Origin of the sequence: Pseudarthrobacter cremeus, from assembly GCF_051857465.1 — a bacterium.
GTDB lineage: Bacteria > Actinomycetota > Actinomycetes > Actinomycetales > Micrococcaceae > Arthrobacter.
Genome location: NZ_JBPZHC010000018.1, coordinates 1 through 15,736 on the forward strand (window position 1 = coordinate 1; position 15,736 = coordinate 15,736).

The following is a 15,736-nucleotide window of genomic DNA, read 5'->3' on the forward strand; positions in this document are numbered from 1 at the left end:
ACTCGACACCCTCGCCACCAGCGTGAGGCGCCACGAAGAACAGCTCCGGAAACTGACCACCCGAAACAGCTAAATCCTTAACCGGCCAATCCCCGGCATCCCGGCATATTAGCCGGATAATGCGCGGACAACGCCGCGATGGAATCGTTCTTCTCGCTGCTGCAGAAGAACGTCCTGGACCGTCAGCGGTGGCTCACCAAGCAGGAACTCCGGCTCGCCATCACGACTTGGATCGAAAGGACCTACCACCGCCGGCGACGGCAAAGACGGCTGGGCAAACTCACGCCCATCGAATATGAAACAATCAACCGGACCGCGCTCACAGCGGCCTAAGACCCCGAGTCAACAGAAGCCGGGCCAGTCCCAGGCGATGCCCTCCACGACCTGGCGTGGTTCCGGAACGCGCGGCCGTGCTGGCCGTCGGAACTGGGCAGAAACGGCTCAACGCGGGCCCACTGATCATCGGCAAAGACTTGGAAACGAGATAGTCACCCAAGTTTTCCAGCCAACTGCCAGCCTATTTGGGAGACACGCCCTAGTCGCGTGACCGTCGTCAAAAACACAGCGATTTGATCTCAGAGCCTACTAAGTGAGTAACCCGCAGTGTTGGTGCTCGTTCGACTTAACATACTGCGGCCCCGGCAAGTCCACCCGGTTGTTCAGACGTTGGGCCCAATAAAACGTCGAGACTCACCATCCGTGGTTACCAGCCTCTAAGCGACCAGCCCGATGAGAACGCCAAGTCAACCGGAAAACGCGACGGAATCACGAGTTGGGCATCGGGGTTTCTCCTCGTTTTGGCGCGGGTTCGCTTCAATTGCAACCTGTCCGCCAATAGTCGGTTTTTGATCAGATCGGATCCACTAGGAATTTAGCCCGGGACGCGCTCTCTGCAGTCCATCGAAATTTTTGTCGGTCGCCAGTTGATGTTCTACTCAACAGTAGCTACTGAAAACCCCGGATATCTGGGCAAAAATCCGGTTCGAGTGGATTGGTTGAGCGTTCGAATCGACAAGATTCCGACCTTGCCCAGCCGAGTTCAGGTATTGACGTGCGTCACACTCTGTGGTTATGTACTAGGAATTGTATCCAATTAGAAGGTGACGAAGATGTCCAAACATTGGTGGCCGGGCACGGATTCTGTCTCGACGTTCCTCGCTCCAGCCGTGGTTATTGGTGGCCGCGGAAGCTCGAGCAAGATCGCGTCTGTTCTGCAATCCCAGCTAAAGATCACCGCTGGAAGTGTTCTAGTGGCGGTCGATGATGCCGTACTCAACACGGGCCTGGCAGATGAGCTCATTCGGGATCTCGAAGACAATGGCTACGAGGTGACCGTAGCAAGCGGCTTCGGCAGCGAGCCATCCAGCGAGCTTGTTGATGCCGCTGCAGAGATGGCCCGCAACGCCAATGTGCGGGTGGTCATTGGCATGGGCGGCGGGTCGGTACTCGATTCCTCAAAGATCGTCTCACTGCTCCTTTGCAATGAAGGAAAATCCGCCGATTGGCTGGGCGTTGTTGAGCCGCCCAACGGCGTTGCTCCATTAGTGCTCATACCAACGACCTGCGGGACCGGTGCTGAGGCGACAAGGGTTGCCATGGTGACCGTTGCAGGCTCCAAGAGAGTCTCCTCATGCGCTCTTTACGTTCCCTCCGTGGCCATTATTGATCCAGACCTCGTTGCATCACTGCCCACGAGCGTCATCGCTGCCACCGGCATGGATGCCTTGGCCCATGCGGTCGAATCACTCATGGCGACAACGACATCCGTTCTGTCCGCCCACCACGCACTCCGGGCTATCGAGTTGCTCGCGGCGAACCTTGAGAACGCTTTCAATGGGGATCAGGAGGCGTTGGCGAATTGTTTGTGGGGATCGCATCTGGCCGGCCAAGCACTTAACGCTGGCGTAGTGGTAGGCCATTCGTTGGCCTACTGTCTGGCCCATGAGCGGCCCATGCCGCACGGCATGTCGTGCGCACTCGCGTTACCTTACTGCATTGCCTATAACCGGACTCTGGATCCAGGACTTGCTTCGACCCTGGCTTCCGTCATCACGGGGGGAAGCAGCATTGAGCTTTCTGATGCCGCACGGTGGATACAGGAACTAACGAGGCGGCTGGGCCTGCCCACGACGTTGGACGAAGCCATGATTCCGACGGGTACTGAAGCCGTCATGGCGGCCCGCTGCGTTGCGGAATACCCCCGTCCAACAAATCCTGTTCTGCTCGACGAGGCGAAACTAGCAGAACTTTTGACAGCAATGCGTACCGGCGACTTGCCGGCCGCGTTTGGTCTTGCAAAATCGACTGCCTACAGCAACGTCCAGTGAGTCCCAAGCCGGAATGGTGTCAACCGGAAATGGTTTAAGGAGTATTGAGAAATGACGTACGGACTGGTCAAGAACCTGGTGAATGGCGGTTTTGCTGACGCTGCAGCCGGCGGGACAATTGACGTTACAAACCCCGCAACCAACGATGCACTTATTGCTCAAGTTCCTGCAATGACTCCTAACGACCTCGACTCTGTCTTCTCGGCTGCAGAGGCGGGAGCGAAGGTGTGGAAGGGCACCGGCCATCTTGAGCGTGGTCGCATTCTCATTGAGGCATCAAGGCTCATCCGCGCCCGCTGCAGCGAGCTCGTGGATGTGATCGTAGCCGAAATGGGTAAGACCCAGGCGGAAGCAACTGGCGAAGTCGGAAAGTCCGCGGAGTTTTTTGAGTATTACGGAGGGCTCGCGCGGGCATCGTTCGGAGATTACCTTCCCGATGGAAGGCCTAACACTTTCGCCAGCCAGATCCAGGAGCCCGTTGGTGTCGTCCTGCTTATCACGCCATGGAATGATCCCCTGCTGACCCCGGCTCGCAAGATGGCGCCAGCCCTCCTGGCAGGCAATGCAGTCGTGATCAAGCCGGCAACAGTAACACCCGTCATCGCCCTGAAACTGGCTGAAATCCTGCACGACGCGGGCGTGCCGGCGGGCGTTCTCGGAACCGTAACAGGTCGTGGTTCAGACATTGGCGATGCATTACTTTCGTATGGCGCGATCAAAGCCGTTTCCTTCACCGGATCAACGGAAGTCGGCCTCGGACTGCAACGCAGACTCGCTGGGACCGGTGTTCGGTTGCAGACGGAAATGGGCGGAAAGAATGCAGCAGTGGTGCTGGAAGACGCTGACCTTGACCTCGCCGTGCCCGCAATTGTCGCAGGTGCGTTTGCCCAAGCCGGTCAACGCTGTACTGCGACCAGCCGGCTGATCGTTCAACGCGGCGTTGAAACGGAGGTTGTAGAGAAAGTCAACACGGCCGTTCGGGCACTGCGCGTAGCGGCGGGCAACATTCCGGGAGCGGATTTGGGGCCGGTTGTTTCACGGGAAGCCCAGCGGGACGTTCAGGAACATGTCGCGAAAGCGATAGCGGAGGGTGCGCAAGTGCTAGCCGTCTCCGCCGCGGCGCGCGAGCTTGAATCCGGGGGGTCGTTTGTGCAGCCTACGTTTTTGCGGATCGCTCGGGACAGCTCTATCTGGCGCGAGGAAGTTTTCGGGCCGGTGCTTTCGATGATTGTGGTGGATACGCCCGAGGAGGCCATTGAAGCCGTCAACGATTCTTCGTATGGCCTTTCAAGTGCGGTCTTCACCAAAGATCTTGCACGGGCTTTTCAGTTCGTGGAGGGCGTCGACACCGGGCAGGTATCAGTAAACCAGCCAACCACGGGATGGGATATTCATCACCCGTTTGGTGGCTTCAAAGAGTCCGGCTCTGCGTTCAAGGAACAGGGCACCGAGGCGCTGAATTTCTACAGTCGGACCAAAACCGTCGCCATCAGAACGCACTAGCGGACTAACAAAGGACTATTGTGACAGAGCTAAACATGTTCTCGCTGCAGGGAAAAAGGGCACTCGTGACCGGCGGCGGCAGGGGCCTGGGACAAGCCATAGCCCGCGGCTTGACTGCCGCGGGAGCCCATACCGCCCTCATCTCCAGGACTCGCGGGGAAGTGACGGCCGCGGCGGCGGAGATCGGGGCCAATGCCTTTCCCTTTGAAGCCGACGTTGCGGATACCGATGCCATTCCCGGTCTCCTCGACGCGGTGGAAGAGCAGCTCGGCGGTTCGGTGGACATAGTTGTCCATGCCGCGGGAGTACAGCACCGCCAGGCGGCGGAAACCTTTCCTGTTGCTGAATGGGACCGGATTATGAGTGTGAATCTCACAGCTCCCTTCATGTTGAGTCAGGAGATTGGCCGCCGCCAGTTGGAAAGCGGGCAGCAGGGCAGCCACATCTTCATCGGCTCACTAACGAGCCATCTCTCTGTTCCCGATGTCGTCGCCTATACGGCTAGCAAATCCGGTGTTTACGGCGTGGTGCGAAGTCTAAGCAGTGAGTGGTCGCCGAGAGGAATTCGCGTAAACGGGATCGGCCCCGGATACTTCCGCACTCAACTAACGGAAGCGGCGTTCAAGGATGGCTCAAGGAAGCAGAGAATGCTTGATCGGATACCGATGAATAGATTCGGAGATCCGGAAGACCTGATTGGAGCCGCCATCTTCTTGGCGTCTGCGGCATCCGGTTACATCACGGGGCAAATGCTCATGGTAGACGGCGGATGGACAGCCAGCTAGGAAAAATAAACAGGAATTTCTGCGCATTGTCTTATTTACGCTCGTTAGTAAAAGTGGAGGAAAAATGGCAAAAGGTATGAACGTGGACCGCAGGCAGTTCATGAGGCTCTCGGGAATCGGTATTATCGGTATAGCAGCGGTTCCAACGCTGGCAGCCTGTGCCACAGCATCTGCTGGAGAGACAACTCTTAAAATCGGGGCGTTCTTCCCTGTGTCGGGACCCCTCGCGCTGCTCGGAGAAGAATCCTGGCGGGGAGTACAGATCGCAACGGATCTGCGCAACGCGGCCGGCGGCGTCGCAGGAAGAAAAATTGAACTGAAGTTCGCGGACATTCCGGATGTCAACGCTGCTACCTCGGAATCACGCCGCCTGGCATCCAGCCCGGACGTCAAGTTGGCGATCGGCTCCTACTCTTCGGCGCTCTCACTCGCTGCTTCGGAAGTGTTTGCCCGGGGAGGCAGGAGTTTCGTCGAACTGGGCGCGGTGTCCGAGGAAATTACAGCCCGAGGCTATGAGAACGTCTATCGTTTCAACCCGTCCGCAGGGGACTTCACAAAGATGCAAATGAGGTTCATCAGCGAATACCTTTCGGAAAAGCTGGGCAAGCCGGTGTCAAATCTCAAAGTGATCCTTGCCCACGAAGACTCGGCTTACGGGCAGTCCGTCGCTGAGAACGCCAAAAAGGACGCCGCTACGGCCGGGCTAGTGAATTTCTCCACGGAGCCTTACAACGCCAAATCCACTGACCTTTCATCGACCGTCTTGAGGATGAAGGATAAGTCGCCTGACATTGTCATGGCGGTCTCATATGCGGCGGACGCGGTCCTTCTCGGCCGGCAGATTCGGGATAACGGACTTAAACTGGGTGCCTTTATTGGAACCGGCGGAGGCCACAGCTTGAAGAGTTTCCATGAAGCACTGGGTGACGCGGCCGACGGAATCTTCGATGTTGACTTCACCCAGATCTACGTCAATGAAAAGTTCACTCCAGGCATTCAGGACTTCACATCCAAATACAAAGAGCGATACCAGGGTCTCCCTGCCTCCGGGCATGCCCTGGCGAACTTTACCGGTGCGAACCTGCTCTTTGACCTTCTGGAGAAATCAGGTGGAAAGGACGATCCGGCCGAGTTCCGCAAGGCTGCGACGTCTTTCAAGCTGGACAAGGGCAAGACCGCAGCAGGATGGGGTTTTGAACTTAACGACAAAAATCAGAACGAGCGTTCCGACGTGTACATCATGCAGTGGAAGGGCACAAAGCTCGAAACTGTTTGGCCGCCGGAAGCCGCCGTTCGTGAACCGGAAATCGTCACGCCGTTCGGCGTTTGACCGCCATCGAAGGACAAAATGAGTCTCTTTCTGCAAGCGCTCGTGGCAGGTCTGCTGTTGGGCGGCGTGTATGCACTAATAGCGGTCGGGCTGAACCTGATCTTTGGGGTTGTCAAGATCATCAACTTTGCTCATGGCGAATTCGTGATGATGGCGATGTACGCCACGTTTTGGATGTGGTCTGCCTGGAACCTGAGCCCGTATCTATCTATTTTCATTATCACGCCACTGATGTTTGTGTTCGGAATGGCGCTGCAGAGATTCATTTTGCAACCCATGCAGAACTCGTCTCCAACGATGAAGATCTTCGTCACTCTGGGATTGTCGATCCTGCTGCAGAACTTGGCACTTGTGCTCTTCGGCGGTCAGTTTCGCAGCACCCAGTTTCCGTGGGGGGAAAAGAATGTGACGGTTTTCGGTGTCAGCGCAACGTACGGCCGTATCACCGCATTTGTGGTGGCGCTGGTACTGGTCGCTGTGCTGTTTTACGTCATGAAAAAAACCCTGATCGGCAAGGTGCTACGGGCACTCGCCGAAGACCGCGAAACCGCCGGGCTTATCGGAATTCCGGTGAAGAACTACTATCTGGTTGCAATGGGGCTGGGAACAGCCATAACCGCCATCGCCGGGGTTCTCATCGCGCCGTTCCACTCGGTATTCCCGCTGGCAGGTGCACACTTCACGCTCTTGGCCTTCGTCGTCGTTGTCCTCGGCGGCCTCGGGAACATGGTCGGATCGCTGGTTGGAGGGCTGTTCCTGGGCGCGGTTGAGACGCTGGTGGGCACATATATTGATCCGGCACTGCAGCTTGTGGCTGTTTTCGTGGTTTTCATCATTGTGCTACTCGCCCGTCCTCAGGGCATCTTCGGCGGTTCTGCCAGCAATGCGGAAGTTGGTTTGAAATGAAAAAGATTCATTACCTCTTGTCTATTGGCGCCGTCGCTATCGCCGCACTGTTGCCCTTGTTCATTGCCGATCAATTCGTCCTTCACATCTGCGTCATGATCTTTATCTACGTAGGAATTACTGTCGCCTGGAACATTCTCGCCTTTGGGGGCATCCTTTCACTTGGCCATGCCGCTTTTTTCGGGATTGGTTCGTACACAGTGGCACTTCTCTACGTGAACCTCAATATCAATCCTTGGCTCGGGATTCTTGCCGCAATGTTGACGGCAGGCATCGGGGCGTTATGCCTGGCAATTCCGCTTTTGCGCCTGCGCGGACCGTTCTTCACGCTTTCCACGCTGGCGTTTGTGGAGGTGCTTCGCCTGATTGCTATCTACTGGGTCGGTCTAACCAACGGTTCGGTGGGCATCACGACTCCTCCTGCCGAGGGCTGGGCTCTTCTTTCATTCCAGGAGCGTCAGCCGTATTACTACATTGTTCTGTTTATGACGTTGATCGCCATCAGCATCTCCGTCTGGATTTATCATTCGAAGATGGGCTACCACCTTCGGGCTGTAGCCTCCGATGAAGATGCCGTTCGCGCCCTGGGCGTTCGGACCCCGCGACTCAAACTGACCGCGCTCGTCATCAGCGCGGCACTTACTGGGGCATTCGGCGCGTTCACTGCCATGTACTTCTTCGTTATAGAGCCAGAGACCAACTTTTCAGCAACTCTGTATTCCATTCAGCCGGCGTTGAACGGGATCATCGGCGGCATGGGGACGCTGCTCGGCCCGATAGTCGGAGCTCTCCTCATGACACCCCTGGGTGAATGGCTGCGGACCACGTTCTCGGGCGCCACTCAGGGCCTGAACTTCGTGATCTACGGCGTTGTCCTCATCGTTATGGTGCGTGTGATGCCCGGCGGGATCGTTGCGGGTTTCACCAAGCTCTACCGCCGGTTCCGTCCGGCGGAACGGAGCGCAGGCAGTGGGGACAGCGAAGACGGATCAACGGAGGAGATAGCCGACGACGACCACGTTTCCACTACTGCAGGAAGGCACAGCTAATGGACAGCACCCTCTTGAAGGTGGACAACGTCTCGAAGCGATTCGGCGGCGTTCAGGCAGTCGGCGGAGTCTCCCTCGAACTGAAACACGGGGAAATTATTGGCCTTATCGGAGCGAACGGAGCTGGAAAGACGTCCTTCTTCAACCTTATCTCCGGGATGCATTTCCCCGACTCCGGAACAGTGGAATTTGACAGCGACGATATCACTAGGTTGGACACGGCCAGCCGCGCCCGCTGCGGCATTGGCCGTACCTTCCAAGTGGTTCGACCGTTCAAGGGTATGACAGTCGCGGAAAATGTCATGGTGCCATTGTTGGTCAATGATGCGAGCGTCAAGACGGCGCGCAAGCGGGCGGCCGAGCTATTGGAGGAACTTAGCATCGGCGGCCTGGCGCCCAAGCCGGCGGAGAGCCTGACTCTGGCCCAACGCAAACGTGTCGAAGTCGCACGTGCACTGGCAACGGGGCCGAAGCTCCTGCTTCTGGACGAGGTTCTTGCAGGGTTGAACAGCCGCGAGGTTATCGACGTCCTTCCCTTCGTCGCGAAAGTCAGGGACCGCGGCGTTTCGATTTTGATGATTGAGCACCTCGTGTCGGCAGTCATGGAAGTTTCGGATCGGATCCTTGTCCTGGACCACGGAGTGGTGATCTCGGAGGGCCTGCCCAATGAAGTTGTGAACGATCCGAAGGTCATAGCAGCCTATCTGGGTAAGGAAGACTAATGCTGGATGTAAGAAACATTTCCGCCTTCTACGGCGACGCACAGGCTCTGGAAAACGTAAATCTCACCCTCGGAAAATCCGGCATAGTGGCACTGCTCGGACCCAACGCGGCCGGCAAGTCCACCACCCTTCGGGTAATTAGCGGAATCGTGCCGGCCGCGAGCGGAACTGTGCACTTCCAAGGGGAGGACATTACGGCGGCGTCGCCCCAGGACCGTGTTGGCCTGGGCATCGTCCACGTTCCTGAAGGGCGGAAACTCTTCGGGACTCTCAGTGTGGAGGACAATCTCATCCTCGGGGGTTACAGCAAGCGCAAGGACCGAAAGACAACAGCCAGGTTGGACGGGATCTATGACCGTTTTCCCAAGCTAAGGGAGCGCCGCTTTCAGGACGCAGGGCTGCTTTCCGGTGGAGAACAACAAATGGTAGCCGTCGGGCGCGGTCTCATGTCGGAGCCCAAGTTGCTAATGATCGACGAAATGTCCTTGGGATTGGCGCCGATAATCGTGAAACAAATGTTTTCGCTGGTCCAGGAGATTGCGACGGGAAACATGTGCGTGCTCCTCGTTGAGCAGCATGTGCAGAATGCGCTGGCCGTCGCCGACCACGGGTTCATCATCGATGGCGGTGTGACGCGTGTATCAGGACCTGTCCAGGAACTGCTCAGCAGTTCTCTCGTTCGCGAATCGTATCTGGGCCATTGACACTACTCTCGGAAATGGGTCCGCAGCAGCATGAGCACACAAATGACGGCGTTCTTGAAGCAAAGCCGGAAGAAGGGGGACATAGCCCTTAGGCAGGTTCCCCTTCCCATGCCGGGGCCGGGACAGGTGCTTATCCGGACGGAGGCTGTAGGACTGTGCGGAAGCGATATCCATGCTGTTAACAGCCATGCCGGATACGAGTGGCTGCCGGAACGAGTGGTACTGGGACACGAAGCTGTTGGCATAATCCATGCGGTAGGACCGGATGTCAGCAGCACACGGATTGGCGAGCGCGTCGTTCCTTTGGCCATAGACGGTTGCCTCAACTGCTCCGTCTGTGCCGGCGGAACGCCGCAACTCTGTCCGCAGCGGGACTGCCTCGGGCTGTCCTTCGACGGCGCTCTTGCGGATTTCTTTGTCCTCGATGCTGGCAGGACGGTGACCATTGACAACGAACTTTCCTCGTCAATGGCTGCTCTTGTTGAACCCACTGGCGTCGCCATACACGCCGTCCGGCAGTTGAGCGAAAATCTGCAGGGCCAACGGATCATTGTTTCGGGGCCTGGACCCGTTGGACTACTGTGCGGCCTTTTCGCCGAAAAGCTAGGCGCCGATGTAGAGCTCGTAGGACCGCTGGAAGGCTCCCAGACGAGACTGGACTTTGCGTCGCAACTGGGCTTTGCCACTGTCCGCGGCCACGAAGGCATCGAGGGAACAAGAAACGGACGCCCCATAGATGCCTGGATAGAGGCCACCGGTGCTGCCGTTGTTCTTGAAACCGCCGTTACGCTCGTCCGCCGCGGTGGCACGATTGTCGTTCCCGGACTCTTCGGCGTACTTCCGCACCTGGACGTGAACCAGTTGGTGCGAAGCGAGGCGCGGCTCCAGGGGACCTACGGCTACACACGCGGTGACTACGGGGCCGCAACAGAACTTTTGCTGGCCAACCAGGAACGGCTGGCCTCGATGGTTACAGAATTCCCAATGGAAAGCGTACTGGCGGCGGTAGAAGCTACCGAGCAAACGACGGTCATCAAGGCTGTCGTTGTCGCTGACTGGACGACCACAAGAAGATGACTTTAGGGGTAATAGCATGATTTTTCTATCAGAACACGATGTTTCCGAATTGGCAGACATGGACGACGCTCTCCAGGCCGTCGAAACCGCGTTGGCAGGCCAGGGCCGTGGAACGGTGCATAACGCCATTCGCTCACGGGCAGCCCTGAACGGAATGAACCTGAACCTCTTGGGCGGCGCGGTCGGCCCTGTGAACAGCCTGGCTGCGAAAATCTACGTCACGGGTGGGGGGTCCGCCAAATTCTGGCTGCTCCTGTTCTCCGCTGATGGAGACTGTGACGCTTTGATGGAAGCCGACCGCATCGGTCAGCTGCGCACGGGCGCCGCCTCCGGAATCTCTGCGCGTTTCTTTGCCCGAAAGGACGCGACGGTGCTGGGCCTAATCGGTTCCGGGTATCAAGCTTGGACCCAGGCCGAAGCGATTGTCCGGTCCACGGAGATCAAAACCGTCCAAGTATTCAGCCGGAACTTTTCTAAGGCTGAGGATTTCGCGAAACGCTTCGCAGAAAAGTTTCCCGTCGAGGTCGTGGCCAAGCACACAATCGACGACGCACTTGAGGGGGCGGACATTATTGCCACTATGACGTCGTCCAAAGAGTCTTTGGTTGAACAACGGCATATCAAAGCTGGAACGCACTACATTTTCGCGGGATCAAATAACCCGCAGAACCGCGAAGCGTCTGGAGCTGTATTGGCGGCGGCGGACTTACTTGTCACCGATGACCGGGAGCAGGCAAAGATTGAAGGTGGAACGCTGCGGCGGGCCGTCGCCGAAGGCGCAATCACATGGGACAACGTGGGGCTTTTAGGCGACATTGTCGCGGGCGAGAAGTCCGGACGCACCTCCGACGCCCAGATTACCGTCTTTGTGTCTCAAGGGGCAGGCTCTTGGGACACAGCTCTCGCACGCATTGTCTTCGAGAAGGCCACGGCGAAAAACACCGGGACAAAGCTGCCGATTGCAGGCGGTATTACGGAAGGACGACGGTAGTTGTGACGGACCACATCGGCATCATTGGGGGAGGTATCGTCGGGATTGCCATAGCCCGGGCCCTCGCGGAACGTGGCCTGATGGTCACTGTGGTGGAAAAGGAACACCGTGTGGCCATGCATCAAACCGGCCGTAATTCGGGAGTCGTGCACGCGGGGCTCTACTACGCACCAGGTTCCTTGAAGGCGAGCCTTTGTTCCACGGGACGGGAGCTGACCAAAGAGTATTGCCAGGAGAAAAAGCTCCCCTACCGCGAGGTCGGGAAGTTGGTCGTTGCCGTGACGGACAAGGAGACTCCCTATCTCGACGCCATTGAGGCCCGTTCTGTTGCGAATGGAGTTCCCGGGCTTCGGCGGTTGAGCGCTGCGGAGATGAAGGATGTCGAGCCTCACGTGGCCGGGGTTGCCGCCATCCACTCTCCCCGTACCGCGGTCGTCGACTATGCCTCTATTACTGAGGCTATGGCCGAGGATGTGCGGAAGGGCGGGGGCAGCATCCTTCTGGGGCACGAGGTTACTGCTATTGTCCAGCAGGCAGGAAAGGTCAGGGTTACCACTACCGCCGCGGAGCTTTCCTTTGATCGGCTCATCGTTTGCGCGGGCCTGCAGTCCGACGTCGTTGCCCGCCTGATCGGAGCTCCGGCTAGCCCCAAGATTCTGCCATTCCGTGGCGAATACTGGGGTCTGGCAAACGCAAAGCAGCATCTCGTCCGGGGAATGATCTATCCAGTGCCGGATCCACGGTTTCCCTTTCTTGGAGTGCACTTCACCCGCGGGGTGTATGACGATATCCACGTTGGCCCGAACGCTGTGCCGGCGATGGCGCGCGAAGGCTACAGCTGGGCGAAAGTTTCCGTGAAGGACACCTGGGATTCGCTCTCCTGGCCAGGTGCGCCCGCGCTGGCAAAGCAGCACTGGCGGATGGGGATAAAGGAGATCGCTTCGTCCCTGATCAAGCCTCTTTACTACAAGGAGGCGCAGAGATTCATCCCCGAACTACAGCTGTCCGACCTTACGTCCAAAACAGCGGCCGGAGTTCGGGCGCAGGCCTGGAGTGCGGACGGTTCACTGTTGGATGACTTTGCGGTGGACCAGGTAGGACCGGTCACGCTGCTGAGGAATGCGCCTTCCCCCGCAGCGACGGCCGCAATGTCCATAGCTGATTATGTTCTAGATAAGTACATCTTTGTCAGGTCCTAGGAATTGGGTGCCGAATCGGCACCGATCCGGCGAGTTGAAGGAAACCATATGTCAAGGGAAAATACCGGCCTGGCCGGCAAGCGCATTCTTGTGACCGGTGCCGGCCGCGGTCTGGGGCGTAACTATGCACTGCACCTTGCCAAGGCCGGCGCGGACGTTGCCGTTACGGACATTAATTTGCACTCCTATCGCGACTTTCAGCCTGAAGCAGACGACATGAAAAACGACACCGTCGTCGGGGAAATCCAGGATTTGGGCAGGGCTGCCCTGGGCTACGAGCTTGATGCCACTGACCAGGACGGCATGGCTGATGTGATGGAGTCCATCCGCTCTGAATGGGGCGGGATCGATGTACTGGTCAACAACGTGGGCGGTGGCAGCTATTCAGCGGGGGCCGACACGCTGCCCAGCACCCTCCCGATCAGCGATCTGAGGGAGAACATGGAGCGGAACTTCGTCACCACGGTCCTGGCCTGTCAGCTTGCGATTCCGCTCATGGAACAAGGATCCAGCATTATCAATGTCGGGTCCCAGGCGGGGGAAGCCGCGGTGGAACCCATGTTCTCGGCCTATGGAAGCGCAAAAGCAGCGGTTGCCCACTACTCACGCTTCCTTGCTAACGAACTGGGGCCGCGGGGCATCCGAGTCAACGTCGTGGCACCCGGCTACATAGCCACCGGACGTCTGAGTACGGTTTTCGCCGAGATGGGCGAAGAAAGAATCCACAAAAATGTGGCGCTGGGACGAATTGGGACTCCGGCAGAATGCGCCAGTGTTATCGAATTCCTCGCAGGGGGTGCGTCTCGCTACGTCACCGGCCAGATCCTTGTCGTCGACGGCGGCGCCCTGAATTTTGCTACGTCACGACCGTAAATTTTCTATACTCATAAGGAGCACGCTATGCCCACAGTTGCCGAAATAATGGTCGCCGCCTTCCGCAGGCACGGAGTGACCGACGTCTTTGGGCAGTCCCTGCCGTCGGCGTTCTTTCTGGCCGCCGAGAAAGCCGGCATCCGCCAGATCCCGTACCGCACTGAGAACGCTGGCGGAGCCATGGCAGATGCCTTCGCGCGGGTGTCAAACCGGATTGCCCTGGTGGGAGCGCAGAACGGCCCCGCCGCAACTTTGCTCGTACCCCCGTTGGCGGAGGCCATGAAAGCGTCCTCACCGGTCATCGCCATTGTCCAAGAAGTACCTGTCAGCCAACGCGGCCGGAATGCCTTCCAGGAATTTGACCATGTGGCACTCTTTGCATCTTGCACCAAATGGGTGAAGCAACTGGATGATCCGACGCGGATCAACGACTACGTTGACATGGCTGTTACGATCGCCACGACCGGACGTCCTGGCCCCGTGGCGTTGTTGGTTCCGCGGGACGTACTTTTAATGGATGTTGAGCAGACGGAAGTTACTGCCCGGACTTCCCAGATGGGAGGATTTCCGCTGGATCGCTCCCGTCCCGACGGCGCCCGCGTCGTCGAGGCAGCCAAACTGCTGGCAGAAGCGGTTTCGCCGCTGATTGTGGCCGGCGGAGGCGTCCATCTGTCCGGTGCAGTAAAAGCGCTTGGACAGCTTCAGGAGCTCAGCGGCATCCCGGTGGCAACCACCAATATGGGGAAGGGCGCTGTCAGCGAAACGCACGAGCTCTCCCTGGGTGTTATCGGCAACGCGCTGGGCGCGAAGGCGCCCAATTACCTGACGCGCCCGCTCGTGGCAGATGCCGACGTAGTGCTGTTTGTCGGGACGCGCACCAACGAAAACGGGACGGACGCCTGGAAGTTGTTTCCGCGTGATGCAACCTACATTCATCTGGATGTTGATGGAGTCGAGATTGGCCGCAACTATCAGGCCGTCCGTCTTGTCGGAGACGCACGCCTCGGTCTGGAGGACATCATTGCTGAATTGGGCAAAATCGACCTGACGCGGCGGGGTCAAAGCCGGGCCTGCGCTGCGTCGCGGATTGCCCTGGCAAAGACAGCAGCCGCAGCCGATGTGGAGCAGCTTCGCGCGAACCAACCCTCAAACAAACTCACGCCGCAGTACGTGATGTCGGTCCTGAATGATCATTTGAAAGCGGATGATATCGCGGTAGCCGACGCCAGCTACTCGACTCTGTGGATGTCCAACTACTTAACAGCCAAGTCCGCCGGGCAAAGATTTATCTCTCCTCGCGGCCTTGCCGGCCTGGGGTGGGGTCTTCCCATGGCTATGGGAGCGCAGGCAGCGTTCCCGGACAAGCGTGTTGTTTGTATCAGCGGCGACGGCGGCTATGGCCACGTGTGGGCCGAGATGGAGGCAGCCGTCCGGAGCAATCAGCCCATCGTGTCCGTACTCTTGAACAACTCCATCCTGGGCTTCCAAAAGCATGCCGAGTTGAACTCATTTTCGGAATTCACAACGGCCATTCCGTTCTCGCCAGTCGACCATGCGGCCATTGCCCGCGCAGTTGGCGCGCAAGCAAGCCGCGTAACGACGCCTGCCGAACTTGAGACCGCGCTAAAGGCGGCCTTCAGCGGCAGCCAATTCTTCCTCATTGAGGTCATCACGGATGCTGACTCCTATCCGGCGATTGCAGCCTGGGACTCCAACCCCCCGGATACCATCAGATAGGGCCCATCAGTGGCCGGTACCTCGTCAGTCGCCGGCATCGGGATTTGTATAAGGCAATACCATTTGCTTGGCTTTGCGTCGGGTGTTCGTGTGAGGGCTGCTGACGGGGGCGGTGGGCCGTTCGGGCCTTTGGCCCTTGGCGGTTCTACCAGGACTCGATGTAGTCATGACTGAGGTCCGGACGGCGAGCCGGTTGGCGAAGCTGTGGTGGTGGTAGCAATGGGTCATTAGATGCGAGAAGAAGAGTTTTGGCGAGGCATACGCTGACCGTCCCATGTATTGGGCGAGAGCGGATCACGCCGCTGGACGCTGCCACGGCCTGGTCCTGCAGGCTGTCAGTGATGGTATGAGGGTAAGCGTCAGCCGCTCCCGTATCCACGGTCTTCACCGCCCAAGCGGAGGCCGGCCGCTGACAGCCGACACGGTCGCGCAACGGCTCCGCGTCCATACGCCCGCTGCGGCCACCACCTGCCCGGCACTGGCGGCAAAAGCCGTGACCCCGCACGTTCTCAGGCACACCAACTCCATGCGGA

General features: G+C 58.3%; 13 protein-coding genes and 1 pseudogene. All 14 read left to right on the forward strand.

Going from position 1 to position 15,736, the window contains the following annotated elements:
* Positions 1-120: 120 nt before the first annotated feature.
* A pseudogene (locus ACS5PJ_RS21060) lies at positions 121-333 on the forward strand (integrase core domain-containing protein); the annotation flags it as partial.
* 776 nt (positions 334-1,109) lie between these two features.
* Positions 1,110-2,327, forward strand: a complete 1,218-nt coding sequence (locus ACS5PJ_RS21065) for an iron-containing alcohol dehydrogenase (protein WP_439436802.1) — start codon at positions 1,110-1,112, stop codon at positions 2,325-2,327.
* Positions 2,328-2,378: 51 nt separating this feature from the next.
* Complete coding sequence (locus ACS5PJ_RS21070; protein WP_439436803.1) at positions 2,379-3,830, forward strand: aldehyde dehydrogenase family protein; 1,452 nt, start codon at positions 2,379-2,381, stop codon at positions 3,828-3,830.
* Positions 3,831-3,850: 20 nt separating this feature from the next.
* On the forward strand, positions 3,851-4,615 hold the full coding sequence (locus ACS5PJ_RS21075) for an SDR family oxidoreductase (RefSeq protein ID WP_439436804.1): 765 nt from the start codon (positions 3,851-3,853) through the stop codon (positions 4,613-4,615).
* Between the two features lie 64 nt (positions 4,616-4,679).
* Positions 4,680-5,945: an ABC transporter substrate-binding protein gene (locus ACS5PJ_RS21080; protein ID WP_439436805.1), complete on the forward strand. Its 1,266-nt coding sequence runs from the start codon at positions 4,680-4,682 to the stop codon at positions 5,943-5,945.
* Positions 5,946-5,963: 18 nt separating this feature from the next.
* On the forward strand, positions 5,964-6,851 hold the full coding sequence (locus ACS5PJ_RS21085; RefSeq protein WP_439436806.1) for a branched-chain amino acid ABC transporter permease: 888 nt from the start codon (positions 5,964-5,966) through the stop codon (positions 6,849-6,851).
* Positions 6,848-7,900, forward strand: coding sequence for a branched-chain amino acid ABC transporter permease (locus ACS5PJ_RS21090; RefSeq protein WP_439436807.1), 1,053 nt, complete (start codon positions 6,848-6,850; stop codon positions 7,898-7,900). Before ACS5PJ_RS21085 ends, ACS5PJ_RS21090 begins: the two co-directional genes overlap by 4 nt.
* Positions 7,900-8,622, forward strand: coding sequence for an ABC transporter ATP-binding protein (locus ACS5PJ_RS21095; protein ID WP_439436808.1), 723 nt, complete (start codon positions 7,900-7,902; stop codon positions 8,620-8,622). The genes ACS5PJ_RS21090 and ACS5PJ_RS21095 overlap by 1 nt, the downstream gene beginning before the upstream one ends.
* Positions 8,622-9,326, forward strand: coding sequence for an ABC transporter ATP-binding protein (locus tag ACS5PJ_RS21100; RefSeq protein WP_254753236.1), 705 nt, complete (start codon positions 8,622-8,624; stop codon positions 9,324-9,326). The genes ACS5PJ_RS21095 and ACS5PJ_RS21100 overlap by 1 nt, the downstream gene beginning before the upstream one ends.
* Positions 9,327-9,368: 42 nt before the next feature.
* On the forward strand, positions 9,369-10,403 hold the full coding sequence (locus ACS5PJ_RS21105) for a zinc-dependent alcohol dehydrogenase (protein WP_439436809.1): 1,035 nt from the start codon (positions 9,369-9,371) through the stop codon (positions 10,401-10,403).
* A gap of 16 nt (positions 10,404-10,419) precedes the next feature.
* Positions 10,420-11,394, forward strand: coding sequence for an ornithine cyclodeaminase family protein (locus tag ACS5PJ_RS21110; protein ID WP_439436810.1), 975 nt, complete (start codon positions 10,420-10,422; stop codon positions 11,392-11,394).
* A 2-nt stretch (positions 11,395-11,396) separates the two neighbouring features.
* On the forward strand, positions 11,397-12,593 hold the full coding sequence (lhgD, locus tag ACS5PJ_RS21115; protein WP_439436811.1) for an L-2-hydroxyglutarate dehydrogenase: 1,197 nt from the start codon (positions 11,397-11,399) through the stop codon (positions 12,591-12,593).
* A 48-nt stretch (positions 12,594-12,641) separates the two neighbouring features.
* A complete protein-coding gene (locus ACS5PJ_RS21120) occupies positions 12,642-13,466 on the forward strand; it encodes an SDR family NAD(P)-dependent oxidoreductase (RefSeq protein ID WP_439436812.1) in 825 nt (274 codons plus the stop codon).
* A 27-nt stretch (positions 13,467-13,493) separates the two neighbouring features.
* Positions 13,494-15,203, forward strand: coding sequence for an acetolactate synthase catalytic subunit (locus tag ACS5PJ_RS21125; protein ID WP_439436813.1), 1,710 nt, complete (start codon positions 13,494-13,496; stop codon positions 15,201-15,203).
* Positions 15,204-15,736 lie beyond the last annotated feature (533 nt).